The following is a 26,017-nucleotide window of genomic DNA, read 5'->3' on the forward strand; positions in this document are numbered from 1 at the left end:
GATTACTCCTTGGCTTTCGTGGGCGCGGCGAGATCGTCGTCGTCGAAGGGGTAGGGCCGGGCCGGGCTGTCTTCAAGCATGGAATCGAGGAGTTTCTGGGTGTAGGCCTGTGACGGTGAGGTGAGGATCTTCTCCACGGTGTCCACTTCCACCAGGCGCCCGGCCTGCATGACGGCTACGCGGTCGCAGATGTCGGCCACCACACCGAAGTTGTGGGTGACCATAATCACCGCCATCCCGGTTTCGCGCTGGAGGTCCCGGAGCAGGTCCAGGACTTCGGCCTGAACGGTGACGTCCAGGGCGGTGGTGGGCTCATCGGCGATGAGCAGGCGGGGGTTGCAGGAGACGGCGCCGGCAATGAGGACGCGCTGGGCCATCCCGCCGGATATCTCGTGGGGGTAGGATTTGAAGGTTTTTTCCGGGTCCGTGATGCCGACCCTGGCCAGCAGTTCAAGGGCGCGTTTGGTGGCGTCCTGTTTGGAGAGCCCGAGTTTTGTCCGCAAGGGGACGGTGAGCTGGTGGCCGATCCGGAAGGATGGGTCCAGGTTGCTCATGGGCTCCTGGGGGATGTAAGCGATGTCGGTGCCGCGCAGGGCGGTGCGTTCCTTGTTTCCGAGGGTGGTGAGTTCTTTGCCGTCGAAGAGAATGGAGCCTTCCGAGACGCGTCCGCCTTCAGGCAGGAGGCCCAGTATGGCGAAAGCGGTCTGGGTTTTGCCGGATCCGGACTCGCCCACCAGACCGAGTACTTCGCCGGGTGCGATGTGGAGGGTGACTCCGTGCACCACTTCCTTTTCGCCGCCGGTGCCGTAGGCGACTTTGAGGTTATGGACGGACAGGAGCGCGTTTTCCGGGTGAGCGGGTGCCGGTGCCGCCGTGGCGGCGGTTGCTGCAGTGCTTTTGGCCGGGAGCCGGACGGCGCGGGTCATGCCGTGGCTGCGGTCTTCCAAGGCGTCGCGCAGGGCGTTGCCGAAAAGAATGAGTGCCATGGAGACCAATCCGATTGCGACGCTGGGCCAGAGGATCAGTCCCGGGCTGAGGGCGATCCTGCGGAAGCCTTCATTGAGCATGTTGCCCCAGGACGGAACGGAGGGGTCCGTGACGCCGAGGAACTCCAGTCCTGCCTGGATGGCGATGGCGATGCTGGCCACACGGGCGGCCTGGATGATGACCGGTGCCCTCACCACGGTGAGGATGTGGCGGGCGATGATCCTGGCATCACTCAGGCCGGAGACGCGGGCGGCGTCAACGTACAGCTCATTACGGACAGCCTGCACCGCTCCGCGGACCACCCGGAAGAAGGCGGGCGCCAGAAGGACGCCGAAAACAGCCATGGCGATGTAGACGGATGGCCCGACGATGGCGCGGACGGCGAGCAGGACCACGATGCCGGGAAGGGCCATGTTGAGGTTGTTGACCCAGGACGCGGCGCTGTCGAACCAGCCGCCGTAGTAGCCGGCAAGCAGACCCGTGATCACGCCGGTGACCAGTGCGATGGCCAGGGCGATGCCGGCGCCGATGAGGTTGACCTGGCTGCCCCACATGATGCGGCTGAAGATGTCCCGACCGGAGGCGTCGGTGCCGAGTGGGTGACCGGGGCCCGGGGGAAGCGTGGACTCGCGCAGGTTAACGCCATTAGGGTCAGGCAGCCCGAGGAAAGGCACCACGATGGCGATGGTGATGACGGCCAGGAGCACCAGGGCGGAGAGCAGTCCGAGGGGGTTGCGGACAAAGCGCCGAATCAGGCCAGAGCTGGCGGCGACGGGTTCGACGTCGGTGGGGACTTCTGTCGCAAGAGTCATGACAGGCGCACTTTCGGGTTGAGCCAGGCGACGAGGACGTCGACGGCCAGGTTGACGATGACGACGATCAGCACGACGGCAAGGATCACGCCGACGATGAGGGGCAGGTCAGTACGGCTCGTTGCCTCCACGGCGAGGGAGCCCAGCCCGGGGAGCGCAAAGATCGTTTCGATGACGACGGCGCCGCCGAGAATTCCCACCACCTGAACTGCCAGGCTGGTCAGGCCGTTCGTCGAGGCATTGCGCAGGACGGACGTGAGGATGATCCGGCGCTCCGATAACCCGCGGCTGCGGACCGTCCGGATGTAATCATTGCGCAGCACCCCAAGGGTGGCTGAACGGACCTGCTGGGCAACGCCTGCGACACCGCCGATCGCGAGAGCGATCACGGGCAGGGTGATGGTTCTTGCCCAGCCGGCTGGTGATTCAGTCAATGGTATGTAGCCTGTTGCCGGGAACATTTTCAGCTGGATCGCGAAGTACGTGACCAGGAACAGCGCCACGATGAACGAGGGAAGGGCATCCCCCAGGGTGGCGAGGAGCTGCAGGGTGCGGTCCACCCAGCCTTTGCGCACCGCGGCCCAGATGCCGGCCGCGAATGCCAGGACGCCGGTCAGCACGGTCACCACGACCACCAGGCTGAGGGTGACCGGGAGCCGGATCATGAGCGTGTCCCACACCGGCTGGCTGGTGAAGTAGGAGACGCCAAGGTCCCCCGAAATTGCTTTGGTGAACCAGGCGAAATACTGGACCAGGAGGGGCTGATCCAGGCCGAGCGCCTGGTTCTTCAGTGCGACCTGTTCCTCGGTGGCGTTCTCGCCGAGGATGTTCCGGGCAATGTCCCCTGCGCCGGGGTAGAGCAGCACGTAGGCCAGGAAAGACACGGCCACGAGCAGGACAACGGCTGAGAATAAGCGCCGCAGCAGAAAAATAGTCACGAGGGACTCCTATGTCCGGGTAGTCACGGGTGCCGGGGCCGAAGCCCCGGCACGCGCTGACTGCTACTTGCCGGTGGGCCTGTAGTTATAGATGGACGGCACGGCCTGTTCCGTCTGCGGCTCCACGTCGACGGAGCCGGTGAAGTAGAAGTGGGAATGCAGCCGGTAGAGCGGGCTGAACCAGTAGTTGTCCACGATGAAGTTGTTGATCGACTTGGCTGCTTCCTTCTGCTCAGCCTCACCGCCTGATTGGGCCTTCTGGATAAACCCGTTCAGTTCCGGGTCCTCAACCTTGAAGGGGTTCCAGGGGGCGCTGGGTGCCAGCTGGAAGGTGGTGTGCCGCCAATCATCACGCTGGCTGAGAGCCATGTAAGCGATGGGGTACTCTGCGCGGAGCATGGACGGGATTGCCTGGCCAGGGCCCCACTGGTGCCGGTTCACCGTTACCCCGACATCCTGCCAGTTCTGGATGATCGAATCGTAGATCGAGGGATCGAAGACCGGGCTGATCGGCAAGGTGAACGTCAGGTTCTCCGCACCGGCTTCCTTGAGGAGCTCACGGGCACGGTCAGGATCGTAAGTGTACTTGCCGTCAAGGGCCTCATCATAGCCCTCAGTGCCGGGCCGGAACGTCTGGCTGGTCAGGGTGCCTTTTCCGAGGTGGACGGCCTGCAGGAGTGCTTCCCGGTCGATCGCAAGCGTCAGGGCTTCCCGTACCCGCACGTCGGCGAGTTCCGGAAGCTTGGTACCGTTGCGGTCAAAGAAGAAGATGCCCTCCCAGTTAACCTCATTGGGCTTGTGCTGAAGTCCCGCACCTTCCGCTTCCACGGCAGTTGCTGCACGGTTGAGGACGGCGGCATCGATCTGGCCTGATTTGAGTGCGTTAAGGCGGGCGTTCTCATCCGTCAGGACCTGGAACTCAACCTTGTCATAGGGGAGCTTGTCACCCCAGTAATCGGCGTTACGGACAAAGGTGATCTTCGAACCAGACACCGTGTTGGCGGGATCCAGAGTGTAGGGGCCTGATCCTACGGGCCTGGTCGCGATTGCCTCGGTACCGACAGCGCTGGGGCTGGCGATGTAGCCTGCCGCGTTGGCGAGGGAATAGGGAAGTCCAGGGTCAGGTTCTGAGAGGCGGATCACCGCGGTGGTGGCGTCCGGGGTTTCGACCGACTGTACGCTGCTTGCAGTGCCGGCCAGAGGTCCATTGGCCTTAATGAAGTGTTCCAGGTTGGCCTTCACTGCAGCCGAGTCAAAAGTGGCGCCATCGGTAAACTTAACCCCTTCGCGCAGCTTCAGGGTGTAGGTGGTATTGCCGTCGCTTGGCTCCCAGGACGTGGCCAGCATCGGGCTGAGGCTGCCATCCGGCTCCCGCTTGATAAGCGTGTCGTACACGGCCTGGTAGATAGGGGCCTGGTGTCCTTCGTTGGCCTGCGCGGGGTCATAACTCTGCGGCTCCTGCAATGAGCCGATTCGCAGCAGGGGCGCGGTTTCCGGTCCCTGCGTGGTTGTTGATCCCTCGGGGCCGCCCCCGCCGCAGGCAGTAAACGCCAAGGATGCGACGACGGCAGTCACCACCGTCGAGAAAATTCGGTTCTTGATCCTCATCATGTCTCTTCCTAGAACTCCGTTGTGGTAGGTGGGGCCAGATGGTGTGCCTTATGTCACATACTAAACTGTGTTAAGTATTTAGCGCAAGAGATTTTGCTGGGTTGGGCGTGGAGATCGAGTTTCCGTGCTTTGCGGGTCCACTAAAGGCGAATCGAGTTTACTTTTGCGCACAGCGCTTCGAGCCCGAACAGCCCGTTCAGGCACGGAGCAGCGGATGAAGGGGGGAGTGCAAGCTTCCCGAGGGTTTATTACCCATCGTCTGCACTGAAGCTTCAAGGCGGCGCCAGCCACCTTGTCGTGGCCACCAGGCAGAGGCCGACCCTAAGTTGCCGCTATTGGGGCAAAATGAATCTCGGCGCTGTCGGCGTATCCGAGCCGGCAAGCCTTGAACCAGAGCGCGACTTCGGGAGGCGCCGGAGTCGCCTTACAGACGATGTACCAGGCCCGTCCATCCGAGAGTGGCGCACCTGTCTCCTCTGCCATCCGTGGCCTGGCGGCCGTCGCCATTCCGGCTCCTTCCGGGGTGGGCGGGTCCGCTGTCCACACCACGCACGCGCCGGCAGTAGAGGAGCGCGCCGTGATGGCCCCGTCTTCCACCTCGACCAGTGGCGGCGCTGTGACGGGTTGGATGCCGGATGGGCGCCACTGATCGGACAGATCGTCTTCGGGTGTGAAGCCCGCGTCCCCGTAGGTGGCCTGCCAGTGATCGACTGCGCTGCGGAATCTTTCCAAGGTGCCGGAATAGGCAGGGTCCTCGGCGAGATTGGTTGTTTCGTGTGGATCGCTAGGAACATCGAACAGTTCCTCACGGGCTTTCGTCGGTGCCACAAGCTCCCGCTGAAGCGGACTAAGCAGGGTTCGGCGTTCACCCAACGCCCGCTGCCCTGCCTCGCCCGAGGCGAGCTGCCTCAATTCGCGCCACGTGGCCAGCCCGTCAGGGTATTCGCAGTGCTGCATCGGACCGCGGTCAGGATGGTAGTGGCGGATGTAACGGAAACGGCTATCACGGGCCGTGCGGGACATGTCCTCCAATTCACCCATCCGGTCCCGACCGGCAAAGGCATAGGTGTTGGGCGAGTCAACAATGCCGCCGTCGGGGTTGAGCAAGGGCTTGGCATGCATGTGGGGCAGGATGTCCAGGCCGCACAACTGCAGCATGGTCGGGGCAAGATCCATGAGGTGGGCAACGTTTGGGTTGGCGCTTCCGGCAGGAATGCGGTCTGGCCACTTGATGATCAGTGGCTCGCGAAGGCCGGAATCATTGACCCAACGCTTGGCCCGTGGCATGCCAGGGCCATGATCACTCCAAAACACCACAATTGTGTTCTCCGCCAGTCCGTCCTCTTCCAGTTCAGCAAGGATGGTACCTACCCAATGGTCCATCTCTGTGATCAGGTCGCTGTAGCGCGCCCAGGACCGGCGGAAAACCTCGGTGTCCGGGTAGTAGGGAGGCAGGGGAGCCGTGGCGGGATCATGCCGGTCGAAGGGGTGGACGTGGCTGGTACGTGCGGCGAAAGCGTCGTCGTCGAGGTAGATCTGTGACTCGTGCGTGATCAGCCCGTGGAACGTAGCGAAAAACGGCGTCCCGGCGTCCGGGCGGTTCCGCCAATGGGCCGTGGCGCTGCAGTCATCGAACGCGCTGGGCGGCGTCGTGACCTGGAAATCCGTGAACGAGTTATTAGTGACGTAGTAGCCGGCCTCCCGGAAGTACTCGCTGAACAGCCGTACATCCGGCGGCGGCACTGCCTTTGTGCGCATATGCATCGTGCCGATCGCCGTCGGAAAGCAGCCGGTCATGATGGCCGAACGGGAGGGTGCGCATATGGGAGCGGCAGCAAAGGCGTGATCGAAGCGCATGCCTTCAGCAGCGAGGCGGTCCAAGTTCGGAGTTACTGCGTACTCTGCTCCAGGGTAGACACCGGCATAGGCGCCGAGATGCGGGCTGATGTCATGGGTCGAAATCCACAGGACATTGGGACGGGTCATGTTTCTGCGCTCGCGGCCATCGTATTGACGGGGGGTGTCCGGCCGGCAGCGGGAATATCATGAACGCCTCGAAGGTCCTCTGCCAGCTGGGTGAGCACAGCACTCGAAATCGGCGTGACCCTGGCCATCTGGTAGAGGCTGAGCTGAGCCCGGATATTGATCAGTTCGGTGGATACCAGTTGCGGAAGGTGTCTGGCAAGAATGGCCTCGCATCGGGGGTCCTGGCGGAGTTCCAGGATGGGGATGTCCAGCGCCGCACCACCATGAGGGAAGTCCGAAAGCGGAGGCAACGGTTCCAACGCGACGGCCGCGCGGGCAGCCTGCTTGCCGACCAGCAAATGATTCCTGCCCGGGACTGCATCGTACGGGATTCCCAGACGGATGAACTGGCTGGGCGGCGCGTCAGACTCGTGCATCATGTCGGCCAGCAGCCGGAGCATCCGCAGTTCTGCCTCGTCGTCGGTGATGGGGGTGTTCTGTCCGGGGTCCGCTTCCAGGTCGAACAGCAGCGTTCCGTGGGTCCATGGATTCATCAGTGACTTGGCCTGGATCTTGATGCTGCGAAGAGCCTTGGTGAACGAAAACGGTTCGGCAGGCTGCCAGTTGGCAAGTTCGTCCACCGTGAACCGGGAGCGCATATGGGTCGGCATCAGCGTGAAGTCCTCCAGCGGCGCGTTGGCAGCTTCTATGGCCGCCCGCATGTAGACATGCCTGCCGTCAGTTACATTCACGTGCCCGCCATGGATGCCGAACAGCACGCCCTGATGGACGTCGGCATCGTCGTGGAGTACGGCGGCGAGGTCCTGCCCCTGCATGTCCGGGGTTGGCTCGTGCCCGAAGAAACGCAGCAGGGTGGGTGCGATGTCGATGGTTTGCGTAAGGGCGCCCCTACGGGTGCCCCGCTCTGCAGTCCTTGGGTCCCACAGGAACATTGGCAGATGCACCAGTTCGTTGAACCAGGGCATGACTGACTTGGCCCACCAGCCATGCTCGCCCAGGAGGAAGCCGTGGTCTGTGTTGACAACCAGCATGGTGTCTTTCCACATGTCGTGCTGGTCCATTGCGTCCAGGACGCGGCCCAGCGACTTGTCACACATTGAGACCAGCGCGGCGTATTCGTATCGGGCATGGTTGACCTGATCCTGGGGCTCCGCCACCTTTTGGTAGCCTGGCCAGTCGAATTCCGGCCCCGAATACTCGTGGGGGTACTTTGCCTTGAAGGAGTCGTGGGTGAAGAAGGGTTCGTGCGGATCGAAAAGCTCAAGCTGGAGCATCCATTCGTCTGCGGCGCTGTTCGTCTCGATAAACTCAATGCCGGCGTCGACCGTCCTGGTCTGCGGGTGTTCGGCCTCCGTGGGCATGTAGCTGCGGTTGACGGCGTCCTGCCGACGCATTCGGGTCAGTACAGTGCCTACGCTGCCCCGGGGGGTCACTACGCCCTTCCACGGGTCGCCTTCCTGTCCCCGGAGGAATTCCCATGTTGTGTAACGCGTGTGATACGTGCCGCCGCCGTCCTCCCAGTAGTGCGGGTGGTCTGAAACCAGGTGCGTGTGGATCCCGGCCTGTCCCAGTATTTCGGGCATGGAGTCGTCAAACGGTTCCAGGGGGCCCCAGCTGCGGTGCAGGAAGTTGTAGCGGCCCGTGTGCATTTCGCGCCGGGCCGGCATGCAAGGCATGGATCCAGCATAGAAGTTATCGAAGGTGACGGATTTCTCGGCCAGCCGGGCGAAATTGGGGGCATCAATTATGGTGTCGCCATAAGGTGGGAGCATATGCCGGTTGAGGCTGTCGAACATCAGGATAATGGCCCTCATCGGGTTCCTTCCATAGAATGCGGGGTGCCGAGGAGTTCCTCGCGGAGTTCGGTCAGCGCAGCGACGTGGGCGTCCATGGCAGCAGAACCCATCAGGTGGAGCCGCTCCTTGACGGATTCGGCCAGTTCCTCGTCGAAGGGGATGGATGGTTCCCAATTTTCATGCCGGTCCCGGTGCCGGTAGCGGCGGATCTCATCCTGCCGGTGGTGGATTTCGACGTCGAGCAAGGCGGCCAGCTGGTCCCGGCCCATAAACCCCGCGAAGCTCAGGCGAACGTTAAGTTCCGGGTCCTGAAAGCGGGTGGGTGGCGTATAGGGTCCGGTCAACCAGGCGAGGAAGACTGAGGCACCTTTTTCCGTAACCCGGTATGTTTTGGCATCCTGCGCCCCGGGCCTGTGTTCCACCTTGTGGGTGACCAGTCCTTGTGACTCCATCAGCCCCAGCGACCGGTAGACCTGGCTCATCTGGGTGTTGGACCGCATGAATCGTCCCCTGTTATCAAGGAACTTTTTAAGGTCATAGCCGGTGCTCGGATGTTCCAGCAGAACGCCCAAAAGAATGTGCTCGAGCTTCATTGCATGACCTTCCTCGCGAGCCGGCATCCCCACGGCTTCCTCTCACACCTTGAGTAGACGATGACACAATTGGAATGGTTAGGCAATAGCACTTGTGGAATGGTTTTGGTAAAGTCACAGGGGTACAGCCCTAATCCCGGAGGCACCATGGAGCCATCAGACCGCGCTGAACAATCCGGCTGCTGCGCCCCCTCCAGGGCCGCTGCCGTCACCGAGCAGCGTCAGCCGATGACCGACGTCGGTTCCGCATTCCATGACGACGTCTTACTGCCCGAGGGCACATTCCAGATGGGTGATGCCTTCGGCGAGGGATATCCCTCAGACGGTGAAGTGCCGGTTCATGAGGTCCGGGTTCCGGCGTTCCGCATGGACACGACGTCAGTGACGAACCGAATGTTCGCCAAGTTCGTGACGGAGACCGGTTACAGCACAGAGGCGGAGAAGTATGGAACTTCCGCAGTGTTCCACCTGCTGTTGAAGGCGCCATCAAAGGACGTGCTTGGGGCAGCCGAAAGAGCGCCATGGTGGCTTAACGTCCGCGGGGCGGACTGGGCGCACCCGGCTGGCGCCAGCTCCCACTGGACCGACGCGGCGGATCATCCGGTGGTTCACGTCTCCCACAATGACGCCTTGGCATACTGTTCGTGGGCTCAGCGGAGGCTTCCCACTGAAGCGGAATGGGAGTATGCGGCACGCGGAGGCCTGTCCGGAAAACGATATGCCTGGGGCAATGAACTAACGCCGGACGGAGAACACCGGTGCAATATCTGGCAGGGCACGTTCCCCCGCAGGAACACCGCGAAGGACGGGTTCCTCGGGACTGCGCCGGTTAAATCGTTCGCTCCGAACGGGTACGGCCTATATGAGACTGCGGGAAACGTCTGGGAGTGGTGCGCCGACTGGTTCCTCCCCAAGTACTATCGCAATTCACCAGTCGATAACCCGCAGGGTCCGACCATCGGCGCTGGACGGGTCATGCGAGGCGGCTCGTACCTTTGCCATGACTCCTATTGCAACAGGTACCGGGTGGCCGCCCGCACGTCCAACACCCCGGAATCCTCCAGCGGGAACTGCGGATTCCGGACCGTGTGCCTCGACGGATCAGGTGGTTAGACCATATTCAACCGGATGGCCATGTATTGTCTTGCGGGAAGCTCCACGCGGAAAATTCCGCTCCGCCGCCCGTCCAGGCGCTCGATTGTCATGTTCCAGGTGTCGATGACGTCCACAGTGCACACCGTGTCCGGCGGCAGCATGATAGTCCGGTAGCTGGGGCGGTTGAACCCAAAGTAGATCAGTTCGAGGACGCCCGGGACGCCCCCGCGGGGAGCGTCCCAGTCACCCGGCAGAGGGTCCAGCACGCCGTTGGGAGCCTGGGCGAGAATCCCGGCCAGGAACCCGATCCGTGCCGGGCTGCTTCCCACCAGGTTTCCGCCCTTGGACCACCACAGTTCCTCGGTCTCATTCAGGTACGTCTCACCGTGCCCGACGTACCCGCCGCGTACCGCCCCTTCCCAGAAGCGGCGCACCATCTCTTCGCCGGTGATGTTTCCCCAGCCCTGGTCAATATCGCCCTCGTAGGCGCATTCATCGATCACCACGGGTTTGCCCCAGGCTTCCCGCCATTGGTCAGTGTTCTCGGCTGTGCGGTAGACATCAATCCGCTGCGTGCTCGCGTGGGTTATCCAAGGTTTGGTGTAGTCGTAAAAGCCGAAGCAGTTGTGGATGGACAGAAGGTGGCTGGCCGGGTCATTGGTAGTGATGACTTCCGCCATGCGCTCCCAGTCGTCCAGGCTCTTGGTACCGAGGAGGTCGTATTCATTGGCGAGGGACCACCACACGTTGCCGAAGGCGGCCAGCCGTCGCAAAACGTAGGTGACGAAGAGATCGTCCGCGGAGGCGCCCATGTCTGAAAAGCCCCATCGGTCATAGGCGTGGAACAGGATGAGGTCCGCTTCGATGCCCAGCCCGGCCAGCTGCTTGATCCGGCCCTCGAGGTGCCGGAAGAACGCGGGGTTGAACCGGGTGAAATCCCAGCCGTCTGCCGTGCGCTCGTAAGGAAACAGGTCCGGTTCATTGGTGTTGAACAGGTAGGACTTGGGGAACACGCACATTCTGATTTTGTTGAAAGGGGACTCGGCCAATGTCTGGAGTGTGCGCTCCTGCACCTCTGCCGGCTGGTGCGTCCAGGCGTAGGCGGTGGTGCCGATCGGACGGTAGCGGCGGCCGTCAGCGTGAGCGAAATGGAATTGGTCAGCCACCCTGACCGGCCCATGGCTGCCAGGGTTGGGAGCGGAGCAGTGGAAGCGGCCTTCAAGCCCGTCCAGGGATCGGGCATTCGAGCTGGTCCGGAAGGTCCAGTCTCCGGGTTTGTCGGGCATGAAACGGATTTTGTAGAGCCCGTGGCCGTCATAGAAGCCACCGACCCGGTGTACAGCAACGCCCGTTGATGAAGCGGCGGCGCCGGAATCCGTGTGGACAAAGGCTGCGGTCAGCTCCACTTCAGTGAAGGGGTTGCCGTGCTCCGGCCCATCAATGACCACTTCGAACATATCCCAGCAGGCGGCGCCTCCGCCGTGGCGGAACGGAGCGGATCCGGGGGCCACGGACCCGGGTTCGTAATCTGCCCGGGGCTTTTCCCTGACGCTTGGCGGAGACTGGCCGCTGGCCACTTCCGGAACTGCGGCCAGCCCTTTCCACAGCTTCTCGAGCTCATCAGTCCGGCTGCTGAGCTCGGCGTTAAGGCCGATGACCACGCCCACCGGCAGCGCCTTGAGCTGATGCAGCATGGGGGAGTTGAGGATGCCGGGCAGGTAGTTCTGGATCATTGCCCGAGCGGCCCGGTTTGCCAGAACATCGCTGAGGGGACTTTCCGGAGTTAGCGTCATTGTGGTCCTCTAAGCAGGTTGGGGCCGGGTTGGAAGTCAGACTACAAGCAGGGATAGCCCGGCGCACGGTCCAAGCAGCGCACCGGGCTTTCGCAGGGGTTCAGCGTTGGACGGCGTCCAGCTTGAGCATCTTGGCGATAACGCTGTCCAGCTCGGAGTCGTCGAAGATCTTCTTCCAGTCGTCCTTGATGATGGTCTCCTTGCCGTACTGGATGGCGATTTCGCAGGCCTCGGAGAACGGGTTGGAGCCGCGCAGCGCGTTGGTGAGGGCGATCTGGACGTGGCCGAAAAGCATGGCCTTGGCCGCGTCCTCGGGGACGCCGGCGGTGTGCACCGTCTCGTGCAGCGCCTCGTTGAGGAGGGTGCCGATCATGCAGGCCACGGTTTCCACCAAGGTGGGCTCAAGGACAGCGAGTTGCTTGACGGTGACCCAGTGGACGTCGATGACGGGGGCGTAGATGGTGCGGATGACGGCCTCGGCGGCTGCCTTGGTCTCCGCGGAGGCGTCGTCGTCGATGGCGGCCACGACGTTCTGCGGGGCGCCTTCGCCGCCGAAGGTGTCGGCCCATTCTTCCTTCGTGGTGCGCTCGAGGAACACGGACGGGTGGCAGGGGTGGGCCACTGCCTGGACGACGTCGTCGCGCTTGGCCAGCAGGCCCGCGTAGGCGGCGGCGGGGTCCAGGGTGAGCAAGATTGCGCCGGCCTTCATCTGCGGAACAACGCCTTCGGAGACGACGCCAAGGGCGGTGTCCGGGACGGCGAGGATCACGACGTCGGCACCCTTGACGGCCTCGTCGGTGGAGGTAATGGTGCGGCCTTCGGCCTGGATGCGTTCCTGGCCGGCGGGGGAGTTCTCGGAGTAGAAGACGGTGTGGGTGCTCTTCTGCAGGTTCCGGGAAACGCGCATCCCCATTTTGCCTCCGGCTCCGATGACGGCGACGGTCAATTTTTCTGCTGACATTTCACTTGCTCCTTAGGAATTCGATGCTGTGTTGGGTCCACTGGTTTTCGAGCCGGATGGTTTCCGCCTCGGAGTCCTGCCACGGCAGCCAGTGTTCGACGATCTGGTTGATGTTTCTTTGGTGGGGCTGGAACTTGCTGACCATGTAGTCGTAGTCGAGCAGGCCTTCGCCGAGCGGTGCGCCGGCATAGGTAAATCCGACCCACCCGTCCTTGCGGCTGAAAGCGAAGTCCTTGATGTGCATGTTCAGGACGTAGGGCGCGACGGCGTCAATCACCTCGCGCGGCATTTCCAGCGCAGCGACCGTGTTGGCCGGGTCGCTGCAGATGCCCAGGTAGGGGCTGTCCACTCCGTGGATCACGTCCAGGATCCGGGAGGTGGGCACCTGCTCGTAGGTTTCCACCGCGATCTTCACTCCGGTGGCCTCGAAATCAGGCAGGACGTCTTTGAAGATCGCCACGGCTTCCTCCGCGGTGGGGGTGTGTCCGGGGACGTTGAACATGGTCCGCAGCAGGGGCGAGCCCAGGATGCGGGCAATACGCAGGAACTTCCGCAGGTGCTCGGGGCGGATGCCTTTGGTGCCGAGCTCCAAGGAGACGCCCAGCCGGTCAGCTGTGGCCCGGACGGTTTCCAGTTCGGATTCCGTCATGGCTTCCAGCGGGGCGTAGTCGCAGACCTGGAAAAGGTCCACACCGAGTGCGGCGGTCCGCTCGAGCGCCTGGTGGATGCTGAGCGGTTCGGAAACCTTGTCCGAGAGCTGCCAGAAGAAGGCGTAGCTGCTCAAACCGATCCGTGAGCCCTGGCCCGTCCGGTTGCTGGAGTTCATACTGTCACCTCGGCTGCGGCGAGCCGGGCGGCCGTCTCGTCCAGGAAGGTCTTCAGCGCTTTCGGATCGTGCGCGAAGCGGCCCAGGAACAGGCCGGCGACGGCGGAGTCCAGTTTGGTGATGAGGCCGGGGCCGGCGCTGCCGCCGTAAATGACGCGGCTGTCCGCCTGGCCGGGCAAGGCGCGCAGGTGCGCGTCCAGCCCGGTGATAACGGCGCTGATGTACTCCGGCGTCGCGGGTTCGGGGGCGCCGATGGCCCACTGGGGCTCGTAGGCCACGATGGTCCGGCCGGTGGGTGCAAGGGACTGCGCGCGGTTCAGTGCGCCGTCGATCTCGGCCGTGCACAGGGCGATGGCTGCCTCCACGGATGCCTGCTGCAGTTCCCCGACGCACAGGATGGGGGTGAGGCCGTTGCGGTAGGCAGCGGCCGTCTTCAGCCCGATGATCGACTCGTCCTCGCCGAAGATGCGGCGGCGTTCGGCGTGGCCCACTTCGGCGTAGCGGCCGCCTAGTTCAGCCACGGTCCTGCCGCCGACTTCACCGGTGAACGCGCCTTCGTCTTCCCAGAAGATGTCCTGGGCACCGGCGGCTGCTCCCGCTGAGCCCAGGATCCGGGCGGCCTCGGGCAAGGCGGGCAGGGTGGGCAGAACCAAGAGTTCTATGTCACCGCTCTGGACCGCCGGGTGCCCCAAGGCGATGGCGGCAACGTCGCGGCAGTAGTCCACGGAGCGCTGGTAGCCGAAGTACATCTTGAGGCTGACCCCGATGATGGCCTTCGGTTGTGCGGCGGGGTTAGCAGGAAGTGACACCTTCATAGTCCTTAATCAGGGAGACTTTTTCGGCCGAGGCGGACGTCTCATCGAAGGTGTAGGTGAGCCATTCCTTGGCGAGCCGTCGGGCCAGTTCCAGGCCGACGACGCGCTGGCCGAACGTGAGGACTTGGGCGTTGTTGCTCAGGACGGAGCGTTCCACTGAGAAGGAGTCGTGCGCGGTGACGGCCCGGATGCCGGGAACCTTGTTGGCGGCGATGGCCACGCCGAGCCCGGTGCCGCATACCAGCAGGGCGCGGTCGGCCTTGCCGGCGGCGATGAGTTCAGCGGCGGCGATGGCTACGGACGGGTAGGGGGTGTGGCTGGTGGCATCCACCCCTACGTCGGTTACGGATTCGACCAGTTCGGACGCTTCAAGGTCAGCCTTCAAGGCTTCCTTGTACTCGAAACCGGCGTCGTCAGCTCCAACGATCAGGCGCAGTTTGGCGCTCATGCTTTCTCCTTAATGGGGGTCCGCTCAGCGGCTTTCGAGTCGGTGAGCGTGTTGTGGATGGCTCGGATGATCAGGGCCATGGACACGGCGCCCGCATCTGGGGTGCCCAGGCTCTTCTCGGCGTGCGGGCGGGCGCGGCCCATGAGGGGCAGCAGTTGGGCGGTGTCTTCGGCGGCCTGCTCTGCGGCCGAGGCGGCGGCGCCCCAGGCATCGGTGAGGGACTTGCCGGCCTCGACGCCGGATGCCAGGGCATCGCGGAACGGGACCAGGACGTCCACCAGGGTCTTGTCGCCGGGCTTGGCTTTGCCGAAGTCCATAATCGCGGCCGCGGCACCTGCCACTCCCGCGGAGAAAGCGGCGGCGTCGGGCGCTTGGCTGTCTCCCACGGCATCCCCCACCGCCCGCAGGGCCATGCCCCACAGGGCGCCGGAGGTGCCGCCGGCTTTGTCGGCCCAGGCGTCTGCGGCGAAATACAGAGTGGTGGCGGCACCCGCCCCGCGTTCGACGGCGTTGGTTGCGGCTTCGACGGCGGCGCGCACGCCGCGTTCCATGCCGATGCCGTGGTCGCCGTCGCCGGCGATCGCATCGATCCGGCCCAGTTCGTCGGCGTTGGCGTCCACCACGGCTTTGGCGGCGCCAAGGGCGGTGAGGACACGGGCGGCGCCGGCCCGGGACTCCGGCGTTGCTTCCGGGATGGAGACCTCCGCTTGGCTAAGGTCGGGAAAACCTGCTTCGAGGGCCTCAGCGGTGACGGCGCCGCGGCGGAACGCGGGCGCGTCGGCGGGTGCGTTCCAGAGGGTCTCGAGTTCGTCGTCGAGCCAGAAGAGGGTCAGGGAAGTGCCTGCCATGTCGAAGCTGGTGACGAGTTCGCCCACCTGCGGGTCCACCGCTTCCAGGCCGGCTTCGGCCAGGAGCTGTGCGACGCGGCGGTAGACCACAAAGAGCTCCTCGTACTTGACGCTGCCCAGGCCGTTGAGGATGGGGACTACCCGGGCACGTTTGTTGGTGTCGCGCGGCGGCGCCACGCCCTCGGGGACTTCGGTGAGGAGCTTGGCGACCAGAAGCTCGGCGAGCCCATCCGCCGTCGGGATCTCCGTTTCGTCGATTCCGGGTTCGCCGTGGATGCCCATACCCACCGCCATGCGCCCCTCCGGGACGGAGAACAGCGGATGGTTGGCGCCCGGCAGGGTGCAGCCGGTGAAGGCGACACCGAAGGAACGTGTACGGTCATTGGCCCGCTCGGCGATATCGGCAGTGGCATCCAGGGAGTAGCCGGCTTCAGCGGCGCCGGCGGCGACTTTGAATACTGTGAGGTCACCGGCAATGCCGCGGCGTTTCGCGCGCTCGGCGAGCGGGGCAGAAGAGACGTCGTCGGTAACGGCGATGCTGCGGCAGTCAATGCCTTCCTTGCGGAGGCGGTCCTGGGCCTGGTTGAAGTGCAGGACGTCGCCGGCGTAGTTGCCGTATCCCAGGAGCACGCCGCCGCCGTTGTTGGCGGCCTTCGCCACGTTGTAGACCTGCTGGGCGGATGGGGATGCGAAAAGGTTGCCCATCGCCGCGCCGTGAGCCAGCCCCTGGCCCACCAGACCGGCGAAGGCGGGGTAGTGGCCGGAGCCGCCGCCGATCACGAGCGCCACGGTTTCCGGTGTGCTCCTGGTGTTGCGGACCACGCCGCCGGAGACACGTTTTACCCAGCGTCCGTGGGAGGCGACAAAACCTTCGATCATCTCGTCAGCGAAGGCTGCGGGTTCGTTGAACAGGCGGGTCATGGGAAAGCTCCTGGGCCTAGCTAAAGGTGGTGGGGGTTCGGTGGGACGGGGGCGCCCTCGCGTGAGGAGGACGCCCCCAGGTCTGTTACGGCTCGGCGTGGTGTCCTGCGCCGGCGGGGTCCAGCGCTTCAGCAGGTACACCCTCGTTGACCTTGCCGGCCCGGCTCAGCGTGACCATGAGGATGGAGGACAGGAGCATGAAGCCGCCGACGACGAACATCGGCACCGTGTAACTGCCGGTGAGGTCCTTGAGCCAGCCCGTGATGTAGCCTGCGCTGAAGCCGGCCAGGTTGCCCACAGTGTTGATCAGGGCGATGCCTGCCGCTGCTGCCGCACCGGTCAGGAACTGGGTGGGCACCGTCCAGAAGTTGGGCAACGCCGCGAAGATGGACATTGCGGTGATGGTGATGACGGCGATCGTAGCGGCCGGTGAACTGGCGAACAGGGCCAGCGGGATGCTGAGGGCGCCCGTCAGGGCGGGAAGGGCAATGTGCCAGGTCTTCACGCCTCGCTTGGTGGCGTCCTTTGACCAGAAATACAGGGCAAATGCTGCCGGCAGGTACGGGATCGCGGTGATCAGGCCCTTCTGGAACACGTCGAACTTCGTGCCGTAGATGCCTTCGAAGCCGGCAATGATGGTTGGCAGGAAGAACCCGAGTGCGTAGAGGCCGTAGATGAAGCCGAAGTAGATGGCGGAGAGCATCCAGACACGGCCGTTGCCGAACACCGTCCGGACGCTGACGTGCTTGTTGCTGGAAACGGTTTCGTTCTTTTCCTTCTCAAGGGCGCCTGTCAGCCAGGTCTTTTCTTCCTGGGTCAGCCATTTGGCCTTTGCGGGGGAGTCGGCCAGGTAGAACCACGCGATGATGCCGACGATGATGGCGGGGAGCGCAACGCCGAAGAACATGACCCGCCAACCCTCAAGGCCGAAGAGGCCGTCCTGCTGGATGAGGAGGCCCGCAAACGGGGCACCGATCACAGTGGTCAGCGGCTGTGCCAGGTAGAAGAGGGCAAGGATCTTGCTACGGTGCCGCGATGGGACCCAGAGGCTCAGGAAGAGGATGGCGCCGGGGAAGAAGCCGGCCTCAGCCACACCCAGGATGAACCGCAGGATGTAGAGCTGCTCCACGTTCCCCACCCAGGTAAAGAGCAGGGAAACGATGCCCCAGCTGACCATGATGCGGGCGAGCCAGCGGCGGGCGCCGAACTTGTGCAGGGCCAGGTTGCTGGGGACCTCCAGCAGGATGTAGCCGATGAAGAAGACGCCCGAGGCGAAGCCGAACTGCGCCGCGGAGAGGGCCAGGTCGGCGTTCATGCCGTTGGGGCCGGCAAAGGAGATCGCCGTACGGTCCAGATAGTTGATGAAGAACATCAGGGCCACGAAAGGGACAAGCCTGATCGCCACTTTCCTGATTGCAGATTTTTCGACCACCAATTGTGTGGTGTCCACGTTGACTCCTAGATATTGATCGTCCCCGCGTCCGTCACTGGAAGCGGGGGCCTGTCTCTACGCCGGAAAGGGTCAGCGGACCAACCGGCGGCTAAAGCTGTGAGTTCCACCATAAGAGGCAAAATGAAATTGGTCAACCGGTTGACGTGTGCAGGTCCTTTTGGATGTCCTGTCGTCGAGGCGCCGGGCGCCGCGGCCCGTTGTTACGCTTGGGATGTGTCCATAAACTCAGCCGCGTCGGCGGCCAAGATCAGCGAGGCCCTCGGTTCAGTGGGTCAGGGGTCCGTTGTGTCCGAGGTCGCCGAGCGCCTGCTGGCCTACTTCACCAGCGGTGATATCGCCGTCGGGACCAGGCTCCCGGCAGAGCGCCAGCTCGCCGCGTCACTGGGAGTGGGCAGGTCTGCCGTGCGCGAAGCCCTCGCGGCCCTGGAAATCTTGGGCATCGTGATTGTCCGTCCGGGATCCGGCACGTATCTCCGTGACGGCATCTCCGAACTCCTGCCCCGCACGTTGAGCTGGGGCCTGATGCTTGGGGCGCCTCGAACCCGCGAGTTGGTGGAACTTCGGAGCGGCCTCGAAGTCCAGGCCGCACAGCTCGCCGCCGACCGCATCACCGATGAATCGCTGGAGCGCATGCGTGGGAACCTCGCCAGCATGGCCGAAACACTGGATGATCTGGCAGCGTTCGTCGAAGCGGACGCATTGTTCCACCGTGAGATTGCTGAAGCCTCGGGAAATCAGGTCCTGCAGGAACTGCTGCAGAGCATCCGGTCCCTGCTTCGGATCTGGGTGGACCGCGCTTTGACCGATGAAGGCCATGCCGCCGCCGCCCTCAAGGAGCACTCGGAAATTTTTGCAGCTTTGGAGGCGCGTGACCTGGAAGCCGTTACCAGGACCATGCGTTCGCACATGGAGACTGCGTCCCGCCGCCTTCTTGCCGGCTTTGATGCTTCGCAATAGTTTTCTGCCGCTTCGCCGCTTCCGGTAGTCCCTGCCATTGGTCAACCGGTTGACTTCTGACTTTCAGGAATCGATAATCGGTATGGCCTGCCTCACAGGCCGTATCGACTTTGCATCAGCCAACGCCGGGCACCCGGGCCGCAGCAGCCCCGGGCAAGGCAGAGAGCAGCGACGTGTCTGTCCAGCCCCCGAACAACCAACCACAAATCCCGTCTTCCCTCCGCGCCCGCCTTGCGCCGCCGGTACGGCTCCTGGCCGCCGGGCCGTGGTCTGCCCGGCTTGTAGGCGACGAACTGGCCCATCTCAGCTATGCGGGCCGGCCTGTACTGCGGGCTGTCAAGGCCGTGGTCCGCGACCAGGACTGGCGGACACCCCAACCTTCCGTCGCCACTGTGAATGTCACCCAGGGCGACGACGGGCTGCATGCGCGCTGGACAGTAAAGTATGCCGGTTATGGCGTGGAGTACGACGGCGTCCTGATGGCAACCTTTACCCCCGCCGCGGTGGAGATTACCTTCGAAGGCACTGCAGCCCACGCCTTCTGCAGAAACCGGATTGGGCTGGTGGTGCTCCATCCGCCGGCAGATGCGGGGCGGGACGTTGCTGTGGAGCATACGGGCGGCGACATCACGGCCGCACAATTCCCGCGGGACATCAGTCCGCACCAGCCCTTCATGGACATCGCTGCCCTGGAATGGGCCGACGCGGGCACCTCTTTCCGGCTTTCGTTCACCGGTGACATCTTTGAGACCGAGGACCAGCGGAACTGGACGGATGCCTCCTTCAAGACCTACTGCACGCCGCTGGAGCTGCCCTTTCCGGTGGATGTCGCGGCGGGGGACACCGTCCGGCAGTCCGTGCTCTTGGAGGCGGCGACCTTCGAGCCACAGGAAGCGGTGGAGATAGCGGCCGCGGGAACGTTGCGCGGCGTGCCCGATGACTTCCGCCGGTTCCGTGCCAGTGTGGGGGGTATCGTCGGCCAGGTTCCAGCCCTCGCCGTTGTGGCGGGGCAGTCCCCGGAAATACTCGCGCCGATCCCAGGCCTGGACGCCCTCGTGGTGGAACTCGTTGAGCAGCACGGTGATGCCCCTCGCTCCGGTTGGGGCGCCGAACTTGAGGCAGCCGCAGCTGCCGCTGCCCTCCACCCGGCCGCTCTGGACATCCGGGCAGTGACCCCGGACCCCGTCGGCGCCGTGGCGGACCTCGCACCCTACCTTCCCGATGCGAAGCGACTCGCGGTCTTCCACCCGGGCAGCCACCTCACGGAACCTGATGGCTGGCAGGAAGTCAGGGCAGCGGCGCAAACGGCCGGCTTCAGGGGTGGGCTACTGGCGGGCGTCCGGTCCCACTTCACGGAACTGAACCGCAACAGCGGCCGCACGCCGTCGGACTCCGACGCCCTCACGTTCAGCATCACGCCCCAGATGCACAGCACCGAAACTGCGCACATCATCGACAGCGTGCCCGTGCACCGGCTCGTTGCCCGGAACGCGCTGCGCCTGGGCGGTGGCCGGCCGCTCCATGTGGGGCCGGTGACGCTCCTGCCGCGCTTCAACGCGGTGGCGACGTCGGGCGATGGCGGCGAGGCGGAGGCCGACGAACTCCAAACCCACCCGTTCACTGCCGCCTGGACCCTTGCCAGCATCGGGGCGCTGACCATGGACGGTGTTGCGTGCATCAGCTACTTCGAGGCGTCCGGTCCGAGGGGCATCTGCGACCACGAGGGCCGGCTGAACCCTGCGGGCGAGCTCCTGAAGGAACTCGCTGCCCTCAGGGGCAACCCTGTCCTTGCGGTTGACGTACCGGCTGCCCCACCGACCGCGGACACTGCGGTGACTTTGTATGCCGTTCAGTCTCCGGGTGGCCTGATGATTTTCGCGGCCAACCTCTCCGGGGCAGCGGCTGAGATTGACCTCCAGTTGCCTGGGTCCGTCACTGCTGGTGCAAGTGAGTGCACGGCCTTCGGGCCCGGCGCCGGCTCCGTCATCACCTTCGATATCCAGGACGACGGCCCCCCGCGCGGACTGCTGACGCTCGGACCCTGGTCCGCCGGCGTCGTGCGTTTTCCGGCACCCAGCTGACCACCCCAACTTTGCTGCCGTTTCCGACGGCGGCGCCAGCTTAGCGAAAGGAGACCTCATGGGTCTGCGTCTTGAAGGAAAAACTGCCCTGGTCACCGGAGCGGGTTCGGGGATCGGCCTCGCCGTTGCCCTGCGGTTCCTCGCCGAAGGGGCCGTTGTCTACTTCGCGGACATCAATGTGGAGGCTGCCGAAAAAGCCGCGGTGGCCACCGGGTCTGCCGGCGCCAGGTCCCTGCGTATGGACATCTCGGATGAAGAGAGCGTGGCCGCCGCGTACGCAGCCGTGGCCGAGGCCGGACACCTTGACGTGGTGGTGGCGAACGCCGGTGTGCAGCTCTTCGGGCAGGACGCCAAAGTGGGCGACCTGGAACTCGCGGTCTGGGAGAAAACAGTGAGCATCAACCAGCGTGGTACGTTCCTGACCCTCAAGCACGCCGTCCGGGCCTTGGAGGGGCGCGGTGGATCGATCATCTGCACCGGCAGCCCCACGGCCGTTGTGGCCTGCGGCCAGACGTTCACCGCCTACACCAGCTCGAAGGCAGGTGTGCATGGTTTGGCCCGGGTGGTTGCGGCCGATTATGCCCACTCAGGAATCCGCGTCAACATCGTGGTCCCTGGCTACACGGAAACCCCGCTGGTCCAGGCCATCGCGGATGACCCCGTCAGCCGCGCCGGCCTGGTGAATTCCACCATGCTGGGGCGTCCCGGGACGGCGGCCGACGTCGAGGGAATCATGGTGTTCCTCGCCAGCGACGACTCCTCCTACGCCACCGGGGGCATCTTCACCGTGGACGGTGGCCTGACGGCCCTGTAGCTCGCGCATGCCCGGCCCCATGCGGTGAGCGGTTCTGGCCCGCATAAGCGGCGCCGGCCAGCACCGCCTATGCGGGCCGAGGCCGCTAATGCAGCTCAGCGCCCTCAACCATAAGCTCATGATGGGGTGGAAGCGCCAGGTAGGGCCTCGCGGTGCGCACCACTGAACCTGTGATCACACGATCAGGCGATTCACTGTGCGCGGTGGACCGCCTGGACGGCGGCATCGTAAGGGTCAAAGAGGTCCACCCGCCCGCCTATCCACGACCATTCCTGGGTTGCAGCTTGCAGGCATGTGATCGCCGCTGCTGCGATCGCCCGCGCCTCGAGCGATCGGTGGTCCGAATGGGGGAGTCGCTCCTCGATCTGGGGCGCGAGCAGTTCCTGCCAGCGCGCCTGCTTCTCCGCGTGCCCGGCGCGCAGTAGTGTGAAATAGGCAAACTATTGTTGCCCATGTTGCCTTCTGATAGGTTCATCGCTGTGAAGACGATGATGTTTGGCACTGGTAACGATGTTCAACTCGAAATGCTTGCCGCTGTTCCTGCTGGTCCGGCCGGGCTCCGTCCTGCGCTGCTCCTTGTGCATGGGCTCGGCCATGACGCCGCATGCTGGCGCAACTGGATGCAAGCGGCTTCCGCTGACGGCTATGCGGCTTACGCGATCTCCCTCAGAGGTCACGGCGCGAGTGGAGGAAGCCTGCGCTCGGCGTGGCTGAAGGACTATGTTGCTGATGTCCTTCGTGCAGTCGAAGCTGTCGATGCTAATGAGCTCGTCCTGATTGGGCACTCACTTGGTGGCTTGGTCGTGCAGCGGGTGTTGGCACTGAAGCCGGCAAAGGTAAGCGCGGGCGTGCTCGTTGGCTCTATCACTTCCGGTCCGGCCTTCGGGACGGTCATATCGGTGCTGCGACACCATCCTTGGCAAGCGATGCGGTTTCTCGCGGGTCGAAGCCTTCGGCTGCCACCAGGCATGCTGTTCGAGCGGATGGGCACTGAGGAGGCGGCGGAGGTTTCCCGATCGCTTTGTGGCGGGTCACCCTGGATCCAGTACCAGCTGCTTTTCCACCTGCCGTCGAGGATGTCTGCATATCCGCTCCTCTCCGTCTACAGCAAGCACGACCGAATGGTGCCCGTGCGGTCAGCGCGCGCAACCGCACGACGCTATGGTGCCGACATGCGGGAGATCGCCGGGATCGGGCACGACATGATGCTCGACGGCGGCTGGGAACACCCCTGGAGCGTGATCAGTCACTGGTTGAAGGCGCTGCGGATCGAAGCCTTCTCCCGTGAAGGAAAGCAAATCGGTTGAGTGCCAAGACACCCAATTCGAGTCAGTGCGGAAAACCATTGTTTGAAATAGGTGTATGGCTTATGATTCTTTCAATCGCAGAGTTCACCTTGTGTCCCCGAACACATTTGAAGGTTCGGTTGCCATCAGCAAGGCACAGGGGAACAACCTAGAGGGCAACCGCTCACAGAAGGCTGCGTGCCCAGGATTCACCAGCACTACGAGCTATGCATCGGCTCACGCATGCCAATGACGGCTTGCATCAGAAAGGCGAACAACATGGCAATTGCCAACGAGGCGTCAAAGACGACCGACCTCCGGACCTCGGCTTCCCCCCGCTTGACCGTTCAGGAATTACTCAATCAGGCGCCGCTGGGCAACAGGCGGCGCGTGATCATCCTTCTCGGGTTCCTGACCATGACCCTGGAGGGAGTTGAAATCGGCCTGTGGGGATTCATCTACCCCCAAATAGTCACCCAGTGGGGTACGTCGCTGGCAACAGTGACAACCATGGTCACATTGGGAGTTGTTGGGCTCACCGTCGGTTCGATGGTTGCCGGCCCGCTGTCTGACCAGATTGGCCGCAGGCTCCCGATCATCGTGGGCACGGCAGGGTTCGGGCTCGCCACCTTAGGCGGCGCCCTGGCACCAAACGACCTGACATTAGGAATCTTCCGGGTAGTGGCGTGCCTGTTCCTGGGAGCCGTGATGCCCCTGGTCATCACGCTCGTGGCCGAGTTCGCACCTGAAAAGCGGAAGGCCGCCATTGTGGCGATCACGTTCACCGGATTCCCGCTGGGGACGGTCATCACCGGCTTCCTGGCATCAACCATCATTCCCACCCTGGGCTGGCAGTGGCTGCTCGGGACCGGAACTGTCCTCGCCTTGATCCTGCTGCCCGCACTGGTGTGGGGCCTGCCAGAATCCACCGTATTCATGATTCGACGGGGAGGCCGGACAGAAAACGTCACGAAGGTACTGGGCGCCATCATTCCCGGGTTCGACATGAAGACGGTGGACCTCACAGGAGCAGCACCTGCAGACGGTGCCAAGCCGGTTGGAGGAGTCAGGGCGGTGCTGTCCAGAAAACTTGTGGTGGTGTCGCTGCTGATCTGGCTTTGCTACTTCATCTGCGCCGCAGTGGTCTACATGTTCCTGAACTACCTGCCGCTCATCGTCAAGCAACTCAACATCGACGCCGCGGGCACGGGCAATGTGGTGTCGATGTTCGGCCTCGGCGGTGTGATTGGAGCTTTGGCCATCGGTTTTGCCATGGAGAAGCTGGGCAAATATGTTTCCCTCGGCGCCGCTTTCACGCTGGCCGCCGGAGCGGCTTGGATCCTGGCGTCAGTCAACCTGACCTTGCCACTGCTGCTTGTCCTGGGCTTCACCATAGGCGTGGTGCTGGTGGGAGCCAATAGCGGCATGAACGCACTGAGCACATCGGTCTTCCCCACAGAAGCGCGCGCCACCGGTGTGTCATGGATGCACAGCTTCGGCAAGGCCGGTTCCATCGTCAGTGGTGTGCTGGGTGGCGTGATGCTGGGCGCAGGATGGGGCGTCGACCAGATCTTCTTCGCCCTGGCCATTCCGCTCCTGGCGGGAGCTGCGGCCGTGGCTGCAGTCAGGGCGATGACCACACGGCGTTCACGCACAGCTGCATAGCAGCTGAGGTTCCTCGACCCGTCGTCGGCCGAATAGCGTCAATGGTGACAGTCCCAGGGTCACCACACGGCAGCGATAAAGAATCCAGCCCGAGGCGCCTTGCTCCTGTTCCGGAGCAAGGCGCCTCGGGCTGCTGGTGGAGGCAGCCGCCTGCATCAGATGCCGCTTCCGGCAGATGGTGGGGGCCTTGTTTGAGGGTCAGACGCGGAGCCGTTAGAGGCCCTGTTCGATCTTCTGCGCAGATTGCGTGTCCAGCAAATGCCGTACTTTTTCCAGAAACCCTCGGCTATGCGCCCGGATCGCGTGCTTCTGTGCAGAGGGCATTGGAACGGGGGACTCATAAAGAACTTCCATGGTGAGCCGGCAACCAGCCGTGATGGGTTCGAGGGTGTAGCGGGTCTCAACCGATGCGTATTCGGAAGAATTGACCGCCCTAGTCACGGCGGAACGGCCAGCGTCCTCGCTGAGAATTTCGATGGCCGAAACCTGACCCTCTGCTGAAATAAAGCATTGCAACTCGCCTTCCCCGCCTGGGGTGCCCGGGACTGTGAATGCCTTGGCAGCGCCATCGAGGAGGATGGCAGCCTCGGCAGGTCGGATCAGCTCCCAGACAGTCGCGGGTGCGTGTCCGTACTCTGCATCGGCAGAAGTATGAAAGGTGTACGCACGGAACGATTTTCCTGCCAACATCCGGCGGCCGTTTCGGATGTTGCGATATTGCCGTAAAGCAAGGGTCAGTATCAGTACGAGTCCGCACACCAGCAGGACAAGAACGATGACGCCGCGCGGATCCTGCCTTTGTGCTTGTGAGACTCCATACACTCCGAGTGTTACAAATCCAGCCATTTGGAGGATAACTGCATAAACCGCTACTGCTCTATTCACCAGATAACAGTGACACGCTCACGCCGGTCTGCAGGGCAGGACCGCCGAAATTGCCAGGTACATTCTCCAGCTCAAAAAGCTGACAGTGCTGGCTCCTCAAGTGCGGGGCAAGTTCCGCCGTACTAAGTCAGCACTCGGTGAGGGCCTTCTCCGCGGCACCGGTGCGGAAGTGCTTGATGAACACGAGCTCTAGCTGGGGTAGGTCCTGGTGAGGGCATCAAGGAGCCGGAGTACGAAAACCGAAACGAGCGCAGAAACGATAAGAGAAATACTCACTCCCAAAACCGTGACAATCCAGCCGCAGACTCTCGCGAAGGGCCGGTTCGCCAAAATATTCCGCAGCCTCTTGGGGCTCGTCTGACCAGGGGCGGGACATGAGACCTACCAATCGGTGAGGAGTCGTCCTTTAGGAGGTGAATTGCTGGAATTCAGTGTTCAAACTGCCG

General features: G+C 63.5%; 20 protein-coding genes. 6 read left to right on the forward strand and 14 right to left on the reverse strand.

All coding sequences use genetic code 11. From position 1 onward, the window contains the following. Window positions 1-2: 2 nt before the first annotated feature. The 6 genes from M1E17_RS10940 to M1E17_RS10965 form a co-directional block, all read right to left on the reverse strand. Window positions 3-1,799: a dipeptide/oligopeptide/nickel ABC transporter permease/ATP-binding protein gene (locus M1E17_RS10940; RefSeq protein ID WP_457967348.1), complete on the reverse strand. Its 1,797-nt coding sequence runs from the start codon at window positions 1,797-1,799 to the stop codon at window positions 3-5. After that, entirely contained in the window at window positions 1,796-2,737 is a 942-nt protein-coding gene (locus tag M1E17_RS10945; protein WP_457967350.1) for an ABC transporter permease, read from the reverse strand. Before M1E17_RS10945 ends, M1E17_RS10940 begins: the two co-directional genes overlap by 4 nt. A 63-nt stretch (window positions 2,738-2,800) precedes the next feature. Continuing rightward, window positions 2,801-4,348 (reverse strand): ABC transporter substrate-binding protein, encoded by a 1,548-nt coding sequence (locus M1E17_RS10950; protein WP_457967352.1) that lies wholly within the window; start codon window positions 4,346-4,348, stop codon window positions 2,801-2,803. 321 nt (window positions 4,349-4,669) lie between these two features. After that, on the reverse strand, window positions 4,670-6,334 hold the full coding sequence (locus M1E17_RS10955) for a sulfatase family protein (protein WP_457967354.1): 1,665 nt from the start codon (window positions 6,332-6,334) through the stop codon (window positions 4,670-4,672). Continuing rightward, the gene (locus M1E17_RS10960; RefSeq protein WP_457967356.1) at window positions 6,331-8,148 is read right to left on the reverse strand and encodes a sulfatase; all 1,818 of its coding nucleotides are present in this window, start codon (window positions 8,146-8,148) and stop codon (window positions 6,331-6,333) included. The genes M1E17_RS10955 and M1E17_RS10960 overlap by 4 nt, the downstream gene beginning before the upstream one ends. Then, complete coding sequence (locus M1E17_RS10965; protein ID WP_457967358.1) at window positions 8,145-8,723, reverse strand: PadR family transcriptional regulator; 579 nt, start codon at window positions 8,721-8,723, stop codon at window positions 8,145-8,147. Before M1E17_RS10965 ends, M1E17_RS10960 begins: the two co-directional genes overlap by 4 nt. Before the next feature lie 147 nt (window positions 8,724-8,870). Between M1E17_RS10965 and M1E17_RS10970 the strand changes: the two genes are divergently transcribed. After that, a complete protein-coding gene (locus M1E17_RS10970; RefSeq protein WP_457967360.1) occupies window positions 8,871-9,836 on the forward strand; it encodes a formylglycine-generating enzyme family protein in 966 nt (321 codons plus the stop codon). On the opposite strand, the gene M1E17_RS10975 is transcribed toward M1E17_RS10970, so the two are convergent. The 7 genes from M1E17_RS10975 to M1E17_RS11005 form a co-directional block, all read right to left on the reverse strand. Continuing rightward, entirely contained in the window at window positions 9,833-11,611 is a 1,779-nt protein-coding gene (locus tag M1E17_RS10975) for a DUF5605 domain-containing protein (RefSeq protein WP_457967362.1), read from the reverse strand. The two genes, M1E17_RS10970 and M1E17_RS10975, sit on opposite strands and share 4 nt — an antisense overlap. A 100-nt stretch (window positions 11,612-11,711) precedes the next feature. Next, complete coding sequence (locus tag M1E17_RS10980; protein ID WP_457967364.1) at window positions 11,712-12,572, reverse strand: phosphogluconate dehydrogenase C-terminal domain-containing protein; 861 nt, start codon at window positions 12,570-12,572, stop codon at window positions 11,712-11,714. A 1-nt stretch (window position 12,573) separates the two neighbouring features. After that, a complete protein-coding gene (locus tag M1E17_RS10985) occupies window positions 12,574-13,398 on the reverse strand; it encodes a sugar phosphate isomerase/epimerase family protein (RefSeq protein WP_457967365.1) in 825 nt (274 codons plus the stop codon). Continuing rightward, window positions 13,395-14,207 carry a triose-phosphate isomerase family protein gene (locus M1E17_RS10990; RefSeq protein WP_457967366.1) on the reverse strand — a complete coding sequence of 271 codons (813 nt, stop codon included), beginning with the start codon at window positions 14,205-14,207 and terminating at the stop codon, window positions 13,395-13,397. Before M1E17_RS10990 ends, M1E17_RS10985 begins: the two co-directional genes overlap by 4 nt. Continuing rightward, window positions 14,191-14,661: a ribose-5-phosphate isomerase gene (locus M1E17_RS10995; protein WP_457967368.1), complete on the reverse strand. Its 471-nt coding sequence runs from the start codon at window positions 14,659-14,661 to the stop codon at window positions 14,191-14,193. Before M1E17_RS10995 ends, M1E17_RS10990 begins: the two co-directional genes overlap by 17 nt. Beyond that, on the reverse strand, window positions 14,658-16,430 hold the full coding sequence (locus M1E17_RS11000) for a dihydroxyacetone kinase family protein (RefSeq protein ID WP_457967369.1): 1,773 nt from the start codon (window positions 16,428-16,430) through the stop codon (window positions 14,658-14,660). The genes M1E17_RS10995 and M1E17_RS11000 overlap by 4 nt, the downstream gene beginning before the upstream one ends. 85 nt (window positions 16,431-16,515) lie before the next feature. Continuing rightward, window positions 16,516-17,880 (reverse strand): MFS transporter, encoded by a 1,365-nt coding sequence (locus M1E17_RS11005; RefSeq protein WP_457967371.1) that lies wholly within the window; start codon window positions 17,878-17,880, stop codon window positions 16,516-16,518. A 216-nt stretch (window positions 17,881-18,096) separates the two neighbouring features. On the opposite strand from M1E17_RS11005, the gene M1E17_RS11010 reads away from it, so the two are divergent. The 5 genes from M1E17_RS11010 to M1E17_RS11030 all read left to right on the forward strand — a co-directional run bounded on the left by M1E17_RS11010 (window position 18,097) and on the right by M1E17_RS11030 (window position 24,686). Then, on the forward strand, window positions 18,097-18,840 hold the full coding sequence (locus tag M1E17_RS11010) for a FadR/GntR family transcriptional regulator (protein WP_457967373.1): 744 nt from the start codon (window positions 18,097-18,099) through the stop codon (window positions 18,838-18,840). A gap of 173 nt (window positions 18,841-19,013) precedes the next feature. Continuing rightward, window positions 19,014-20,921, forward strand: a complete 1,908-nt coding sequence (locus M1E17_RS11015; RefSeq protein WP_457967375.1) for a hypothetical protein — start codon at window positions 19,014-19,016, stop codon at window positions 20,919-20,921. Between the two features lie 58 nt (window positions 20,922-20,979). Then, window positions 20,980-21,735, forward strand: a complete 756-nt coding sequence (locus M1E17_RS11020; protein ID WP_457967377.1) for an SDR family NAD(P)-dependent oxidoreductase — start codon at window positions 20,980-20,982, stop codon at window positions 21,733-21,735. Window positions 21,736-22,187: 452 nt separating this feature from the next. Beyond that, the gene (locus M1E17_RS11025; RefSeq protein WP_457967379.1) at window positions 22,188-23,042 is read left to right on the forward strand and encodes an alpha/beta hydrolase; all 855 of its coding nucleotides are present in this window, start codon (window positions 22,188-22,190) and stop codon (window positions 23,040-23,042) included. A gap of 258 nt (window positions 23,043-23,300) precedes the next feature. Next, the gene (locus M1E17_RS11030) at window positions 23,301-24,686 is read left to right on the forward strand and encodes an MFS transporter (RefSeq protein ID WP_457967381.1); all 1,386 of its coding nucleotides are present in this window, start codon (window positions 23,301-23,303) and stop codon (window positions 24,684-24,686) included. Between the two features lie 213 nt (window positions 24,687-24,899). Here the strand turns inward: M1E17_RS11030 and M1E17_RS11035 are convergent, their stop codons facing one another. Continuing rightward, window positions 24,900-25,571, reverse strand: a complete 672-nt coding sequence (locus tag M1E17_RS11035; RefSeq protein WP_457967383.1) for a hypothetical protein — start codon at window positions 25,569-25,571, stop codon at window positions 24,900-24,902. Between the last annotated feature and the right edge of the window lie 446 nt (window positions 25,572-26,017).

Source organism: Arthrobacter sp. D1-29, assembly GCF_054130585.1.

Coding starts and splice junctions, on each gene's coding strand:
- M1E17_RS10940 (WP_457967348.1), bottom strand. CDS start 1,799: ATGACTCTTGCGACAGAAGTCCCCACCGACGTCGAACCCGTCGCCGCC.
- M1E17_RS10950 (WP_457967352.1), bottom strand. CDS start 4,348: ATGATGAGGATCAAGAACCGAATTTTCTCGACGGTGGTGACTGCCGTC.
- M1E17_RS10955 (WP_457967354.1), bottom strand. CDS start 6,334: ATGACCCGTCCCAATGTCCTGTGGATTTCGACCCATGACATCAGCCCG.
- M1E17_RS10960 (WP_457967356.1), bottom strand. CDS start 8,148: ATGAGGGCCATTATCCTGATGTTCGACAGCCTCAACCGGCATATGCTC.
- M1E17_RS10965 (WP_457967358.1), bottom strand. CDS start 8,723: ATGAAGCTCGAGCACATTCTTTTGGGCGTTCTGCTGGAACATCCGAGC.
- M1E17_RS10970 (WP_457967360.1), top strand. CDS start 8,871: ATGGAGCCATCAGACCGCGCTGAACAATCCGGCTGCTGCGCCCCCTCC.
- M1E17_RS10975 (WP_457967362.1), bottom strand. CDS start 11,611: ATGACGCTAACTCCGGAAAGTCCCCTCAGCGATGTTCTGGCAAACCGG.
- M1E17_RS10980 (WP_457967364.1), bottom strand. CDS start 12,572: ATGTCAGCAGAAAAATTGACCGTCGCCGTCATCGGAGCCGGAGGCAAA.
- M1E17_RS10985 (WP_457967365.1), bottom strand. CDS start 13,398: ATGAACTCCAGCAACCGGACGGGCCAGGGCTCACGGATCGGTTTGAGC.
- M1E17_RS10995 (WP_457967368.1), bottom strand. CDS start 14,661: ATGAGCGCCAAACTGCGCCTGATCGTTGGAGCTGACGACGCCGGTTTC.
- M1E17_RS11000 (WP_457967369.1), bottom strand. CDS start 16,430: ATGACCCGCCTGTTCAACGAACCCGCAGCCTTCGCTGACGAGATGATC.
- M1E17_RS11020 (WP_457967377.1), top strand. CDS start 20,980: ATGGGTCTGCGTCTTGAAGGAAAAACTGCCCTGGTCACCGGAGCGGGT.
- M1E17_RS11025 (WP_457967379.1), top strand. CDS start 22,188: ATGTTGCCTTCTGATAGGTTCATCGCTGTGAAGACGATGATGTTTGGC.
- M1E17_RS11030 (WP_457967381.1), top strand. CDS start 23,301: ATGGCAATTGCCAACGAGGCGTCAAAGACGACCGACCTCCGGACCTCG.